Raw genomic sequence first — 14147 nt, forward strand, 5'->3', positions numbered from 1 at the left:
ATTTTATCCTTAAATTGAGGGCATAATGCTGAGCGGCGGAAGCCCTGCGCTGTCTGCCGTTTGCCGGAGCGCCGCGTCGGAGCAGATTACTGCAGCGGTACCGCCGGATATACCTTCCGCCGTCGTTGCCGAAAGCGCGGCGCTTCCCGATACGCTTGCAGCGAGCCGCTCGGCAAGCCGATTCATACGTTCCTGCGTACAAGAGATAATACCTTCGATTGTTTGCATCCGCGCTTGATGAGTTATCCCGTTTAAGAGACGCGAGAACGCCGCCGCGCTTCTCTGCGCAGGGGTTCTCGGCTGGAGCGCTGTGCTGTACGTGCCGGTAATCAGGGCCTCCAGTTCGGAGTCGGTAAGCGGAGCCGCGATGCTCTTTTCGATACAATCCCGTATACTGCGCAAGGATTTAAGCGGCACAGGGTCGCGGTAGGTAGTCATCGTAAACAGCGCCGTTGCGGAATCGGGATATGCCGAAACGCCATACGCGCCGCCTTTCACGCGGATTGCCTCCCACAATGCCCCCGTCTCAAGCCACTGGGCATAAACGATAGCAGCACCGTATTCTGTTTCATCGAACGTAACCGGCAGAAGCTGCGCCGCAAATCCTACCTGCACGGCGCTGGGAAAGGCCGAAAGCGCCGCCGGTTTTTCAAAGGCTTCGGTTCTAAAGCCGCCGGTACTGCGGTGCGGAAAATCAAACCGCGGTAAATGGGAAGTGAGCGCTTTTTTGATAACGCTTACATCGGCAGCAGTTCCGCACACCTTCACGATAAGGCCGGCGCGCATCAGTTTGCGGTGTATTTCTTCAAGCTTGCGGGCAAGCTCGCCGATTGCCGCCGGGCTTTGTTCCAGCGCCGCATACTGCCCGCGCAGAAAACGCAGCTGCGGAATTCCCATCCAGAGATTTTCCGCCCGTTTTGAACCGGAATAGGCAGAAGCCGCGTACAGCGCGGTCAACGTATGCCCCGAATACGATGGCAGCGGATCAAGATCATTTTTCAGCTGAATAAAAACATCCTTCAACCGCTTTTCGTCGGCAAAAGAAATATCGTTAAGATACGAAAAAATACGGTTTACCGCGGGTTCGATATATTCGGGCAGCATTTTAGAGCGGATAAAAATCCAGTCCCTGTCCACTACATCTTCCGTGCGGAGCGCATTATCGAAAAATACCGCGGCTTCGGACGTCCGGTGTCTGCCTGCGGAAAAGGTAACCGCGGAAAAGCCTCCCGTCAGGTAAGCGAATTCCGCCGCAACGGCATCCCAGCTCTGCGTTTTTGTTCCCATCGAGGAAAGCGCGGACGTATAGAGCGTCAAGTATGTATAGTCCTCCGCCGAAAGCGAATCGACGGGAACTGCGATGTCCATATAGGTGATACCGTTTGTCGGCTGTTCATGGATGATAACGGGAACCTTGCCGAAATATTCGAGGCGTTCGGGTATCGGCGGTTCAACCGGCGGCAGCTCCTCTTTTGAAATATGCGGAATAAGATGTTGCGCTTGGGCATCGGTCACTGCATTGGTATCAAGCCCCGTATTCGCATCCGCTTTTTGCCCGCTAACGGTTGCGGCCGTCTGTTCGGCGGAACCCGAATGGTGTTCTACGCTGCCGAGGCTTTGCGCCGCTTGGTGCGCTTCTTGAGCAAGCCTCGCATCGATGTTCTCGCAAAAGTGAATATCCGGCCGTACGGAAACGGTTGTCCGATGGGGATTATTAAGCAGCAATGTACGGATGAGGTCTTGAGCGTAATGCGGGTTTTGGGAAAGCCGTTGTTTCAGCCGCTGAAAAGCAGGTATGGAACGGAGCGAAGCCTCCGGCGCAAAACCGTGTATCCAGCCGCGGAGCGCCCGCCGCATCAAAACCAGCGAAAAGGGGCCGCCTGAACGGGTAATTTCTCTGTTATAAAAATCGAGGGAATTGAGCGCGGTTTCAATCAGCTGAGGTTCAAAACCGTTCCGGACAATGTCTTCAAGGCCGGAAAGGATGAAGGCTTCAAACTGCCCTTCCGCACTTTTATCGATATCTGCAAGACCGAGCGTAAAGCAGATGTTTTTCAGGTCTGCCTGCCCGCCGTTGTACGGATACACATCTTCCGCAAAGGGGCAGTCGAGCAGTTTCTTTTGCAAGGGCGCTCCGTCATGTCCCAACAACAGCTCTTCCAAAAACATACAGTCCATCAGCCGGTCGATGTCGGCGCTTTCGGGCAACAGCCAATTCATCGTTACCGTGAGCTTGTCGGGATTTTTTCCTTCTCCTGCGGGCGCCGTTGCCGAAAACACGCGGGGTGAGGGATAGGGCGTAATAGCCGGAATGAGCGGCGGCTTTTCCGCCGATTCAAAAAACCTCAAGAAGCGTTCCTGCAAAAAGGCAAGCTGTTTTTCGGTTTCGATGTTACCGTACAAAAAGACCTTGCAGTTTACCGGATGATAGTATTTTTTATGGAAAGCGCAAAAGTCCTCATAGCTGAGCTTGACGATATCGGGCGGAAAGCCCCCTGAATCGTGTGCATACACCGTCCCCTGCAAGAGAGAATGCCGCAGTTCACGGTCTACACCGGAATCGAAATCCGCATACGCGCCGCGCATCTCATTTAACACCACGCCGGAAAAGTACAGGTTTCCGTTTTCATCTCGTTCAAGCCGATGACCTTCCTGTTCAAAGGTTTCCCGTTTGAGCAGCGGAAAAAACACCGCATCGCCGTACACCGACATCAAATTAAAATAATCTTTTTCAAGGATGCTCGACGCAGGGTACACGGTCTTATCGGGGAATGTCATCGCATTCAAAAACGTTTTAACGCTCTGCTTGGAAAGGATTAAAAAAGGATCTTTCAGCGGATAATTTTTTGAACCGCAGAGTACCGAATGTTCCAGAATATGCGCAACGCCCGAACTGTTTTCAGGCGGGGTCATAAAAGCAAACGCAAATAAATTTTCGCTGTCATCGTTATGAATGTGATAAACTTCAAGTCCGGTTTCGCAATGCTGCGCAAGAATACCCTCCGCCTGCATTTCGTCAAGCGCTGTTTTTGAAATAATTTTAAACCCGTGGATTAGGTTATCCATACGTCATCTCCGTCCTTTCCGAATAAGAGCAGCTCGCCGTCTTCCCAGCTTTTCCGCAATTCCTGTAAAAAACGATTGGTAACTTCGCGGCATTCCCGCACGGAAACAGGGTTCGACGCCTGATCGTCAAGAATGAACTGCTGTCTGTTTTTAGAAATATTATTGAGGATTTTTTTGACAAAGACTTCCGGTTTATAAGAAATCAATGCAGCAATTACTGAGCTTTCCATACCGGATAATTTTTTCTGTAAAAAGCGGTCGTCCGCAATGAGCACATCTTCAAAAGTAAAAAGCCGTTCGCGGATATTTTGTTCAAGTTCGGGATTGGCCTCTGCGATGTTCTGTAAAATAAACTGTTCCGTTTCGGAATCGCTGCGCCGTAAAATAGCGGCAAGTACCGCGCGACCGTCGATTGCTTCGGTAGCCGAGCCTGTCCGTATGCGGGTAAACTTTTCGCGCATCGAAGTGCTTACCGTCTGCAAAATTTCAGGACTGATGGTTTTAAGCCGCGCGAGGCGGAGCACGATGTCTTTTTTTTCCGCATCGTTTAAGCCGGTAATATAGGCGGCCGCTATTTTCGGTTCCAGTTGAGAAAGCACGAGCGCCTGTGTTGCAGGCATTTCGTCCGCTAAGAGCCGCTTGAGTTTTTCTCCGTCGATACCGTCCAAAAAATCGAACGGCCGCTCGGCAGCCGGCGGTATTGCCCGCTCGATAATCTCCTGCGCTTTTTCCCCGCCGAAAGCCGCCGTCAGAATTCCTTGAGCGGTTTCTACGCCGCCAACGGAATTCTTCGCTTCGTTATAAAGCGCCGTAAATTCGCTTAAAATATAGGCGGCTTCGTCCTTGTCGACATAGCGGATGGTCAGCATTTCCGCTACTACTTTTTCGATTTGCTCGCGGGTGAGCTTTTGCAGTACCTTTGCCGCCTGCGCCTCTCCGATTAAATATAAAAACTTTGCAACGCGGCGGTATGGACTCTCTTTTTGAGCGTCTTCACTTGCTACCTTTATCAGCCCGCGCCGCCGTATCTCACTTTCCAGATCACTCATACTGTCTCCCAATATAATGGAAAAACAACCGAGTATCAACATCGCATTTTACTGACGTTATACTTGACCTCATATTACAAACTCATTATCCTAAATATCTCAAAAAATATGGAGCTCGTAAGACAGTGATTCCATCAGATGCCACATATAAAAGACGGAATACACCATATTTTTTCGTAACGGTATTCAACCTTCTTATGTTTACAATAGTTAACCACGTAGGAGATAATATGACAAAAAACAGTATCACAGCAGGACTGCTGCTCGTTGTTTTCACGATGACCGGATTATACGCACAGACGCAAACGTCTCAGGTAAAACCGATTTTAACTGAAAAAGCCGTGAAGGGATTTATCAAAAATCATGACAAGCTGCTTGAAGGTATCAATGCCTTTCAAAATGATGAGAATTCTACGGAAGCTCAATGGGTCGAAGCCTTTAGGGATGCACTTGGAGAAGACACCAATCAAGCAGCAGCTTTTCTTAAAAAGAATCCGGCGCCAAAAAAATTGCAAGCGCTTTTCCGTAAGTACGGACTTGATGGAAAAACAGGGCTATTGCAAATTACGGTGATTGCCTATGCCGTTTTGAATTCCGAATACGGCGCAATCCCTTTCGGAATTCATCCGGACGACTTGAAACTCGTGCAAAAATACCATGCGGAAATGTCTGAATTACTCAAACCGATACCTATTGAAACGGAAAGCGATAGTAAATAGCGCATCGTAATATCACTCACAACATTGTCTATTTATTTAGGAGATTATATATGGCCATTGTACAAGTTAAGAATTTGCGCAAAACCTATCCCTTAGGGAAGGTTTTGGTAGAAGCTGTTAAGGGAATTAATTTTTCCATCGATAGCGGAGAATTTGTTTCCATTTCCGGACCGTCCGGCTCGGGGAAATCCACCACGCTCAACATGATTGGGTTGATCGACACGCCGACCTCCGGCGAGCTGATCATCAATGGAGAAACAATTTATCAGGAAAAAGACTTTGCCTCTCTTTCCAAACGGAAAAACAAGGGCTTAAAAATTCCGCCGAAGCTCGACAAGCGGATCACTCAGCTGCGCCACGAGTATCTGGGTTTTATCTTTCAATCCTTTAACCTGATTCCGGTTTTGGACGTATACGAAAATATCGAGTTTCCCCTTTTGTTCGGTAAGGCAAAAGAAAGCAAAGAAAAGAGCAAGGAATGGATTGAGCACCTCATCGAAAAGGTCGGATTGAGCGAATGGACGCACCATAAATCGAATGAACTTTCAGGCGGTCAGAGGCAGCGCGTTGCTATTGCCCGTGCCTTGGTTACCAAGCCTGCATTGGTGCTTGCCGACGAACCCACTGCAAACCTCGATTCCAAAACCGGCGATCAGATTCTTGCACTGATGAAGGACATGAGCCGCGAGTTTAATACCACCTTTATCTTCTCCACCCATGATGCTAAAATTGTCAATATGACCGACCACCGCATCAAAATCTTAGACGGAAATGTCGTCGAGGACACGAAGGTTAATGGATAATTAGTAATGGGTAATGGGTAATTATGATTTATCCGACGGAAGTGCAGTATTTGCATGATTATGAATTAAATTGAAGAGGATATAATGAATAAAACGATTTTTAAGTTGGCGTTGAAAAATCTTTTTTCGCATAAGACAAAGACGCTGATTATTATGATTTTGATCGGGCTCGGCAGCTTTTTGGTGGTGCTGGGGCTTGGTATACTGAACTTCGCGGAACGGCAGGCAAAGAATGTATGCGAGAGCGACTTTTGCGGCGATATTTTTATTACCGGAAAACCGGCTGATAAGGATGTCTTTGTAACAATTACCGGTGCATATAAAAATGTCAACACGGGTAAGCTGCCTTCGATGCCGTATTTATCAAAGATAGAAAAAATTGAGGCAAAGTTACATGACATGCCGGAAGCTTCTGTGTTTACGCGGGGAATGGTTGTCGGGTATGGTATGCTGCGTCCGGCTGACCTACCGGATATGTGGGAACCTAAGAGCGAAAACTTTGCGTATATGCCGTATGCTACGACACTCGGTATTGAGTCTTCTTCCTATAAAAAAACATTCGAGACAATTAAGGTGTATGAAGGTGAATTTCCTGATTCGGATGATGCAGAATTTATCTTATTGCCGCCAAAAGTAAAAGAAAAGTACGAGAAATATTATGAACGGGAATTGCATGTTGGAGATGAAGTTGTGGTGATGAGCTTTGGAGAAAAAGCAAAGCTGCGCAAAATAAAGGTGAGCGGCTTTTTTACCTTTGCACATCCCGATACGGCGGTTCAAGATGTGCTTTATACGGATATCAACAGTGCGCGTATGCTTGCAGGCGTAACGATGGGGGCTCGTACCGTTACGGAAATTCCTCAGTCAATCGATCTCAGCCTTGCAGAGAAAAGCGAAGACGACTTGTTCTCCGATGATGCAGTCGGTGTTACCGAAGAGGCGAAAAGCATCACTGAAAAAAAAGCGACTGCGGAAGATTTGGAAAATATTTTAGGCAGTACGGAGCTGCGCAATCAGCTCAATATGGCGGACACCGATGCATGGCACTTTGTAACGGTTAAGCTGAAGGATCCTTCAAAAACATCCCGGGTGATTACAGATTTGAATAAATGGTTTGCAGAAGAAGGTCTTATAGCACAAGCGCTTCCGTGGGATAAAGCATTGGTGCAGTATGCTGCTGCGATTAAGATGACACGGACGCTGATGATCGCGGTGCTGGTATTGCTTGCCGTTGTGGTGCTTATCGTCATTATGAATACGCTTGTCGTTTCTGTTATGGAGCGGACGGCAGAAATCGGTACGATGCGTGCCATCGGAGCAAAGCGTTCCTTTGTCAGGCGGCTCTTTTATACGGAGTCGTTTTTACTTTCGTGCGTTGGGGCTATATGCGGGATTGCTCTTGCGATTATCGCAGGGTTCATCTTTAATGCGTTGGGAATCAGACTTCCGAATGAAACGATGGCTGTTATGTTCGGCGGTTATAAAATCCAGACAGCTATCTCGCCGGTTGCAGTATTGAGTACACTTGCGGCTATGCTTGCCGCCGGAGTAATTGCAAATTGGTATCCGGTTGGACTTGCATTAAAGATCAGCCCATTGGAAGCCATCAACAAATAAGGTATTGTTAATGAAGGTATTGTAAGGAAAGATTATGAATATATTAAAGATTGCATTTCGGAATTTAAATAGGCAAAAACGGCGCAGTATGTTGTTGGTTATTGCGATTGTATTTGCGTTTCTTATTGTAACATTGATCGACGGACTGTCGGCAGGTGCACGTAAGAGTTTGGAATATCAGATTGCAAAGATTATCGGCGGGCATGTCTATGTAACCGGGGCAGAAAAGGCAGCGGACAAGACAGAAGATGATAAGGCGAATGAATACCTTCCTCCCGAAAGTGTTGAGCTTGTGCATAGAATCATCAAAGAAGAAAAAATTGATGCATTGTATACAACTGTACGTGCACAGCGTTACGGCACGCTGATTTTTGCAGGGAATCAGTTGACTGCTCAAATTGCAGGCTGCAAATTCGATGAGGAAGAAGCCTTGCGCAACAGTTTCGCGTTTAAAGAAGGCGGATGGGAGAACGTAAACATAGAAAACGCTCTTTTTATCCCTCAAAAAACCGCCGAAGCGCTGAATGTCGCTTTGAATGATGTTATCCTTTATGAAATGACTACGTTAAGCAGGCAGGCAACGGTTGCGGAATTTCAAATCGCGGGCATTTATCAAGATCAAAGTCAGTTTGATCAAATACAGTTTTATGCGAACTTCGATTATCTCAATAAAATTGCCGAAATTCCCGAAGGGTGTGTTGCTCAGTTCGGTATTTTCTTGAGAGATGAAAACCAGCAGGATGCCGTTGCTGCCATTTTTGAAAGGCGCCTTGCCGAATACGGTCCCGTTACCAGCCGTGAACTGGCGGCGCAGTTTAACCCAACCTCTCCCGGGCAGGAACTGCTGCGGCAGTTGAATGAAGGAAAGTGGGACGGAACGAAATACGCCGTTATGACTTTCTATGATTTTGCGCCGCAGATGGTAACGCTGTCTCAGACGATACAGTGGGTCAGTCTCGGTGTGCTGTTGGTATTGCTGCTCGTTACGATGATCGGTATTTCCAATACGTTCAGGATGGTGGTGCATGAGCGGAAGGGCGAAATCGGCACCATGCGTTCTTGCGGTGTCAGCAGAGGTAAGGTGAGCCTTTTATTTCTTGCGGAGGCAGGCTTTCTTTCGGTTATCGGCGCCGCAGCGGGCTTTGTGCTTGCACTGCTCGTTATGCTGATTATCAGCCTCATCCCCATATCGATTGACTCGGTACTCAGTATGCTCACCACAAACGGGCATTTCTTGTGGATACTATCGCCTATAGTTATTGGCTTAAAGTTCCTGCTGACAGCTTTCTTGGCAATTCTTGCAGCGCTCAGCCCTGCAATCCGTGCTGCCAACATGATTCCGGCGGAAGCCTTGCGGTCGAGTAAGTAATCGGGATATATTCCGTGAACATCCCCGCGTGTAAGCGGAAAAACGAATCTCGCATTTATTAAGAGGAGAATATAATGAATTACACGACAATGATAAAAAAATATGCCATAGTGTTTTTTGCTGCGGTCTTGTGTGCACTGCCGCTCTCGCTTTCGGCACAAATACCGAGCACGGAAGAGATGTACGGTATTTTGGAAAAGCAGTACGAAGCAGGTAACTTTGATAAAGATATAACCTGTACGCTTTCGCTCATTATCGAAAAACCGAACGAACCGAAATCTGCACAGCAGTATAAACTGTTCCGGCGTGATACAAAAGATCAAACCACGCTTGTGCAGCTTGCGCCTGAGGCGGATAAGGGAACGGGTTATATGCAGGAAAAGAATAACCTCTGGGTGTATGATCCTACCTCGCATCAATTTACCCACTCTTCGCTTAAGCGCGCTATCGGGGATTCCGACGCAAGTGTTTCGGATGTTAATAAACGGTCTGAATTTAGAAAGACTTACGAAATTACCGATATAGCAGCATCAAAACTCGGTAAGTTTGATGTATATGCAGTTACGCTCAAGACTCTTCTTTCTGACGCGCGGTATGCGCAGGAAAAATATTACGTGCGTAAAACTGATCCACTTATCTTAAAAATCGAAAGCTACGGCTCAAGCGGACGGCTGATGCGCACCACGCTCCTGCCTAAATACGTCAAAATCGGTAATTTCAACTGGCCTGCTCAATCCATCTATATTAACGAAATCAATAAGGGCGAAAAGACCACGCAAATACTCTCCGATTTTGATACCTCCGACATACCGGATGTGGTGTTTACGAAGGCTTACTTGGAAAAAATCAATTAACGTTTGCAAATATACGGTACATCTACTTCGTTACTGCGCACAAATTAATCCTCAACGTATCAAAGATACGCCTGCGGTTAATTTGTGCTCGTGCCTCGTATCTGTACCGTCTATTTGCAAACGCGCTGGAGGAGCAGAACCGCCACGGATGGCGGTGGTGTTAAACAGTAGCCGGCTCAAAATTTATTTAGTTTACAAATTGCTTTATATCCTTATTTCCTCTTTTTTTATGCGTAGAGCATCTTCAATCATAATCGCTGTCAGACGCATGGTTGCTTTAGTACAATAATGAGCGATACCTGTAGTAAGTGTTTCAGAAACGAGTCCCTTATTGTCTTTTACTTTGACTCTGTAAGCCCAGTTGGACTACTGACGGTAAGTCGGTATCGGAGGGCGATGTAAAAGGCCCCGTCTCCGTAAGCTGTGTAACCGCGGTATGTTCAATAAACTACGTATCGGCAGCTAATCGCTCAATAACTTGAGACGCTCCCCTACCCGTGCAAAGAGTTCGGCATACCGCTGCGCATCCAGCTTGGACTGCTGCACAAAGGCGTTGTCTTCCACATGACCGAGTACGGCATCCCGCTCCGCCCTATTCCGGTAGGTAATATCGCGGAAATGATTGGTGTAGTCTTTTTTCTTGGTGATAAGAACCTGCGCTTCGATGTAGCGGTTCAAGCGGAGCGCTTCGTCAAGGTAGGTTTGCCAGTGTGATCCGGTAAGGGCGGAAACTCCGGTGAGCCGGCAGAGTACGCTGTAGGCATGTTCTGCGCAGTCAAAGGGATACCGTTCCCAGAGCCGGTCGTATTCGGCGTGGATTGCGTGCCACGAATTGAACTCCCCTGCCCCAACCCTGCTGCGGAGACGGTCATATTCGTCCTCGCGTATCAGCTGCCCGCCTGCATTGACCCACGGGATTGTTCCGTTTTGAAGATTGAACCGGCTGCATACACCACTGCGGCTAAACACCTCACCGCCGGCACCGGTTTCATCGATGTATTTTGCCAAAACGGTTACCCCGTACCATACGAGCATATCGCGGTACGCATACCATGCATCAACGCCGTGCAGAATTTTCACCGGACGGTCGGAATGTTCGATGTTTTCGGCAGTGAGGGGCAGTTTTTTTAGCTCGTCTCGTTTATGCGCTAAAAGATTTTGAGCACTTTCGGATTGATTTCCTGCCGCCGTCCATGCCGTTTCAAAGATGTGTTCAAGCAATTCCATCGCATATATAATTTCTCTGGCGGTATCGCAAGCAAGCACCTCGGTTTCAATCTTTTGTGTCTTAGTCTTTCGTTTATCCCGTTTCTTGAATTTATCGTTATTGCGGGCAAGCGCATACATATTATACATCCAAAAATAGGCAGGCATAATATCGAGGCAGTCCTCCCGCAGATTATCGCTGACCAAGCTGAACGGGAAAGGAATATCAAGTTCGGCAGGATAATTGCCTTTATTCAACAGCACAAAGGATGCAAATCGGCAGTTATGCTTGAGCGTTGCGGAAAGTCCCGGCCAAAATCCCCGACCGGCGATAATCTCTCCGTCGTTGCCGCGGGTATTGTGGTTTGAACCTACCGTGGCGGCGGCCGCCATATTGGACTGCCCCTGAATCATCGCAGCGATAAGGAATGAGTTGTTATGATGCTGCTCATGGTAGGGAAAGATCAATGCATTCAGCACTTCGCAGCAGGAAATGGTTGAATTATCTCCCATCACGGAGTGAATGAGGCGGGCGCCATATTTGAGCGTACAGTTATTTCCGAGCACAAAGCGCACTGCCTTAACGCCGTAGAACACACGGCAGCCGTATCCGATAATCCCGTTAACCAGCTCAACCCCTTCCCCGATCTGCGTCGCTTCTTCTGCGGAAGAGCGGATGGTCAGATTTTTTAACTTATTGGCGCCCTTAATATAGACCGCCTCGCCGAACCGAACGTCTTTGATAATCCTACAGCTTTTAATTACTGCGTTATCGCCGACGGTACCGTAATAACCGCGGGCTGAATCGCAAGAATCCTGCGTCAGCTTTTTCAGCTGCGCCATCAGCTTTGCATCATCGCGGTACCGCGCCCACATAAACGCATCGGCACAAATCATATCCGCAAAGGGGAGAATTTCCCGTCCGCCCGCTTCGTTCATCACATCGATTGTAACGCGGACTGCTTCATCTTCCCCGTCTTTAATGACCCCTTCGCCGAATTTGGCATGATCGGTTGCCGCCATCTCATCTATTCTGCTTAAAATGACGGTATTCCCGATAATATAGTGCGCAAGATAGGCGCAGTCGTGCACGGCGCAGTTCGCTCCGATATCGCAGGAGATAATTTTGCTGTTGGTAATCCCGGCGGGAACAATAAAATCATGGTAACGCAGATAGCATTCGGTTAAAGAGGAAATCCTCACCAATCCCGCAAAAAGCGAGTTTTTAATGAGCGATGGCGTAAAGGGGTCTTCCACCAAAAAGGTATTCCAATTAGTACAGGTGTTTCCGTTCTTAATGAGCGTTTCAACTTCGTTAAAGGTAAGTGGCCGCCATCTATGCTTTTCGGCAGGATTCTGCATAAAACGGACGGTATATTCGTCCCGTCCGGAAGTAAGAAAAGATTTATTGACAAAATTGACCCCAAAGTCATCCGATGTTATAACGCGTACCGGCACAGATTCCTCCAAGCGCTACGATTTTCGGCTGTGAACGCGAAGCTTCTTTTTGAGGGTTTTAAACCAGAATGCCCGCAACTGTTCGGCACACGAGTAGAGATGATAGCGGAAGCCTCGTACCGGAATATCAAGTGTTCCCACCCGATGGATAATTGCCCCGCCGAATCCCGTTTTAAACCGATACAGGCCGTACATAGGATGGTTCGAATCGTCGGTTGGCGGAATCCCGTAAAAATCATAGGATGGACACCCGTACTTTTGTGCATCTTGGATTGCCTGCCATTGCAGCAGGTATGCCGGCATAAGGTTGCGGTGTTCATTTGAAGAAGCACCGTATAGATAGACGGCTCCGCTCGGAGAAAAAAGTGTGATAATCGCAGCAAGCGGTTTTTCTTCAAAATAAGCGATATAGATTGAAATAAGAATACGCTCGGCATCGAATGTACCGTTCTCAGCAAGCCGGCAAAGCGAACGGTAATAGTTTTCGCTATGAATGGCAATACCGTCCCTCGCAGCAGTTTCACGATAAAGCCGATAAAAGATCGGTATTACGTCTTCGGCTTGGCTTCCGGGAAAACAGCGAACCTGTACACCTTTTTTTTCGGCAAGCCGGATATTGTAGCGCCACTTAGGTTTACAATGAGAAAGCAGTATGTCAAGCGGTTGTTGTAAATCAAGCAGAACGGTATCCGGCGGCTGAATATCGGAAGCTGCTTTACGCAGACTGCACGGTGTTTTTCCGCCCGTACAGGGAATAAGCGGAAAATCTTGGCGAGAGAATGCCTGTGTGTTTCCGCTTCTCATTGCGCATTCCCACGGAGGGTCAAAGCGAATTAAAAAAACATAAGCAGGCAGCAAGGGGACAAGCTTTTCCGCAAGGTTTACCAGAAAAAGCCTCCGCCTTTCCACCGTTTCGGGGAGATGTGAATCATTCGTAATGAGGATAGACGGACCCATCGGAATATAGGCAAGAAAGCCGAAGGGATTCAATTGCCGCAATAAAACCGTGAGTAAAAAAGAACGGGTACCAGGACTATGCACCTCATATTGCCGATATGACCAACCTTGTTCCTTTTTAAATTCCGCCCAAAAGCGGCTCTGCAAAAAATGCTGTGCAGGAGTTTTCACCGTCATATCGGTACATTCTTTTATCGTCAATGTATTCATAGTTGGAAGGAACGATAGCGGAAAATGGAGCTTTTGTCAAAGGATTGAAGGTGGTTTTGCCCAAAGGAATTAAGTTCATATTGCGATATTGATAAAGATGTGGTATCTTTAGAAAGGAAAGAAAATGACAGTCTTTGAAAAGCTTTCAAACAATGGAATCTATTTGACCCATAAAGATTTAGAATATATAATTTCTAAGTATAATGTTAAAGAAATATCTGTATTTGGGTCATCAATACGAAATGATTTTACAAGCAAAAGCGATGTTGATTTTCTTATAGAATTTAGAAATTCTGAGGAAATATCACTTTTTGATATACTTGATATACAAGACTATCTTCAAAATATCACAAAAAGAAATGTTGATATTGTAGAACCCGCCAGTTTAGTAAATCCATATAGAAGAGAAGCAATCATGAATTCTCGGGAACCTCTTTATGTTGCATAATGAGCGCGATAAAAGTTATATTTACGACATATTAAAGTATTCACAAGAAATAATTGATATTGTAAAAGACGAAAATCATAATAGTTTTGTAAACAATCGTATCAAAAGATTAGCAATTGAAAGATTAATACAAATAATTGGAGAAGCCGCAAATCATCTTTCCAGAGATTTTATGCAAGAAAATCAAGATATTCCTTGGACAAAAATTATTGGATTAAGAAACAAAATCGTTCATGATTACGGGGAAATCTTAACAGATCGAATTTGGCTTATTGCATCGGAATCAATTCCTGAGTTAATGCAGCAGATAAAATCGAAAAATTTTATCTAGCGCCCTGCTTCAAACTCTTTCCCGCTGATTTTAATATTTCTCGACATATCATTTTCGCCA

The 14147-nt window shown here is 46.8% G+C and carries 11 protein-coding genes; 7 read left to right on the forward strand and 4 right to left on the reverse strand.

What is annotated here, in order from left to right:
* Positions 1-9 precede the first annotated feature (9 nt).
* Both E4N65_RS05640 and E4N65_RS05645 read right to left on the reverse strand, forming a co-directional pair.
* A complete protein-coding gene (locus E4N65_RS05640; protein WP_253674611.1) occupies positions 10-3066 on the reverse strand; it encodes an insulinase family protein in 3057 nt (1018 codons plus the stop codon).
* Positions 3054-4115 carry a flagellar motor switch protein FliG gene (locus E4N65_RS05645; RefSeq protein ID WP_253674613.1) on the reverse strand — a complete coding sequence of 354 codons (1062 nt, stop codon included), beginning with the start codon at positions 4113-4115 and terminating at the stop codon, positions 3054-3056. The genes E4N65_RS05640 and E4N65_RS05645 overlap by 13 nt, the downstream gene beginning before the upstream one ends.
* Before the next feature lie 230 nt (positions 4116-4345).
* On the opposite strand from E4N65_RS05645, the gene E4N65_RS05650 reads away from it, so the two are divergent.
* From E4N65_RS05650 to E4N65_RS05670, 5 genes are all read left to right on the forward strand, one after another.
* Complete coding sequence (locus E4N65_RS05650) at positions 4346-4834, forward strand: hypothetical protein (RefSeq protein ID WP_253674614.1); 489 nt, start codon at positions 4346-4348, stop codon at positions 4832-4834.
* A gap of 50 nt (positions 4835-4884) precedes the next feature.
* On the forward strand, positions 4885-5637 hold the full coding sequence (locus E4N65_RS05655; protein WP_253674616.1) for an ABC transporter ATP-binding protein: 753 nt from the start codon (positions 4885-4887) through the stop codon (positions 5635-5637).
* Positions 5638-5721: 84 nt separating this feature from the next.
* Positions 5722-7254 carry an ABC transporter permease gene (locus tag E4N65_RS05660; RefSeq protein ID WP_253674618.1) on the forward strand — a complete coding sequence of 511 codons (1533 nt, stop codon included), beginning with the start codon at positions 5722-5724 and terminating at the stop codon, positions 7252-7254.
* 34 nt (positions 7255-7288) lie between these two features.
* Entirely contained in the window at positions 7289-8623 is a 1335-nt protein-coding gene (locus E4N65_RS05665) for an ABC transporter permease (protein ID WP_253674620.1), read from the forward strand.
* A gap of 74 nt (positions 8624-8697) precedes the next feature.
* Positions 8698-9477, forward strand: coding sequence for an outer membrane lipoprotein-sorting protein (locus E4N65_RS05670; protein WP_253674622.1), 780 nt, complete (start codon positions 8698-8700; stop codon positions 9475-9477).
* Positions 9478-9939: 462 nt separating this feature from the next.
* Here the strand turns inward: E4N65_RS05670 and E4N65_RS05675 are convergent, their stop codons facing one another.
* Both E4N65_RS05675 and E4N65_RS05680 read right to left on the reverse strand, forming a co-directional pair.
* Positions 9940-12141 (reverse strand): DUF4954 family protein, encoded by a 2202-nt coding sequence (locus E4N65_RS05675; protein WP_253674624.1) that lies wholly within the window; start codon positions 12139-12141, stop codon positions 9940-9942.
* Between the two features lie 15 nt (positions 12142-12156).
* A complete protein-coding gene (locus tag E4N65_RS05680; RefSeq protein WP_253674632.1) occupies positions 12157-13275 on the reverse strand; it encodes a lipid II:glycine glycyltransferase FemX in 1119 nt (372 codons plus the stop codon).
* Positions 13276-13432: 157 nt separating this feature from the next.
* Here E4N65_RS05680 and E4N65_RS05685 point away from each other — a divergent pair, with 157 nt between their 5' ends.
* Together E4N65_RS05685 and E4N65_RS05690 are read left to right on the forward strand one after the other, a co-directional pair.
* The gene (locus tag E4N65_RS05685) at positions 13433-13756 is read left to right on the forward strand and encodes a nucleotidyltransferase family protein (RefSeq protein WP_044016361.1); all 324 of its coding nucleotides are present in this window, start codon (positions 13433-13435) and stop codon (positions 13754-13756) included.
* Entirely contained in the window at positions 13746-14087 is a 342-nt protein-coding gene (locus E4N65_RS05690) for a HepT-like ribonuclease domain-containing protein (RefSeq protein WP_044016358.1), read from the forward strand. The genes E4N65_RS05685 and E4N65_RS05690 overlap by 11 nt, the downstream gene beginning before the upstream one ends.
* Positions 14088-14147 lie beyond the last annotated feature (60 nt).

Origin of the sequence: Treponema sp. OMZ 855 (assembly GCF_024181145.1) — a bacterium.
Classification (GTDB): Bacteria; Spirochaetota; Spirochaetia; order Treponematales; family Treponemataceae; genus Treponema.

Excerpts from the sequence above, each read along its gene's own strand:
- E4N65_RS05640 (WP_253674611.1), bottom strand. The coding sequence starts at position 3,066 with ATGGATAACCTAATCCACGGGTTTAAAATTATTTCAAAAACAGCGCTT.
- E4N65_RS05645 (WP_253674613.1), bottom strand. The coding sequence starts at position 4,115 with ATGAGTGATCTGGAAAGTGAGATACGGCGGCGCGGGCTGATAAAGGTA.
- E4N65_RS05650 (WP_253674614.1), top strand. The coding sequence starts at position 4,346 with ATGACAAAAAACAGTATCACAGCAGGACTGCTGCTCGTTGTTTTCACG.
- E4N65_RS05655 (WP_253674616.1), top strand. The coding sequence starts at position 4,885 with ATGGCCATTGTACAAGTTAAGAATTTGCGCAAAACCTATCCCTTAGGG.
- E4N65_RS05660 (WP_253674618.1), top strand. The coding sequence starts at position 5,722 with ATGAATAAAACGATTTTTAAGTTGGCGTTGAAAAATCTTTTTTCGCAT.
- E4N65_RS05665 (WP_253674620.1), top strand. The coding sequence starts at position 7,289 with ATGAATATATTAAAGATTGCATTTCGGAATTTAAATAGGCAAAAACGG.
- E4N65_RS05670 (WP_253674622.1), top strand. The coding sequence starts at position 8,698 with ATGAATTACACGACAATGATAAAAAAATATGCCATAGTGTTTTTTGCT.
- E4N65_RS05680 (WP_253674632.1), bottom strand. The coding sequence starts at position 13,275 with ATGACGGTGAAAACTCCTGCACAGCATTTTTTGCAGAGCCGCTTTTGG.
- E4N65_RS05685 (WP_044016361.1), top strand. The coding sequence starts at position 13,433 with ATGACAGTCTTTGAAAAGCTTTCAAACAATGGAATCTATTTGACCCAT.
- E4N65_RS05690 (WP_044016358.1), top strand. The coding sequence starts at position 13,746 with ATGTTGCATAATGAGCGCGATAAAAGTTATATTTACGACATATTAAAG.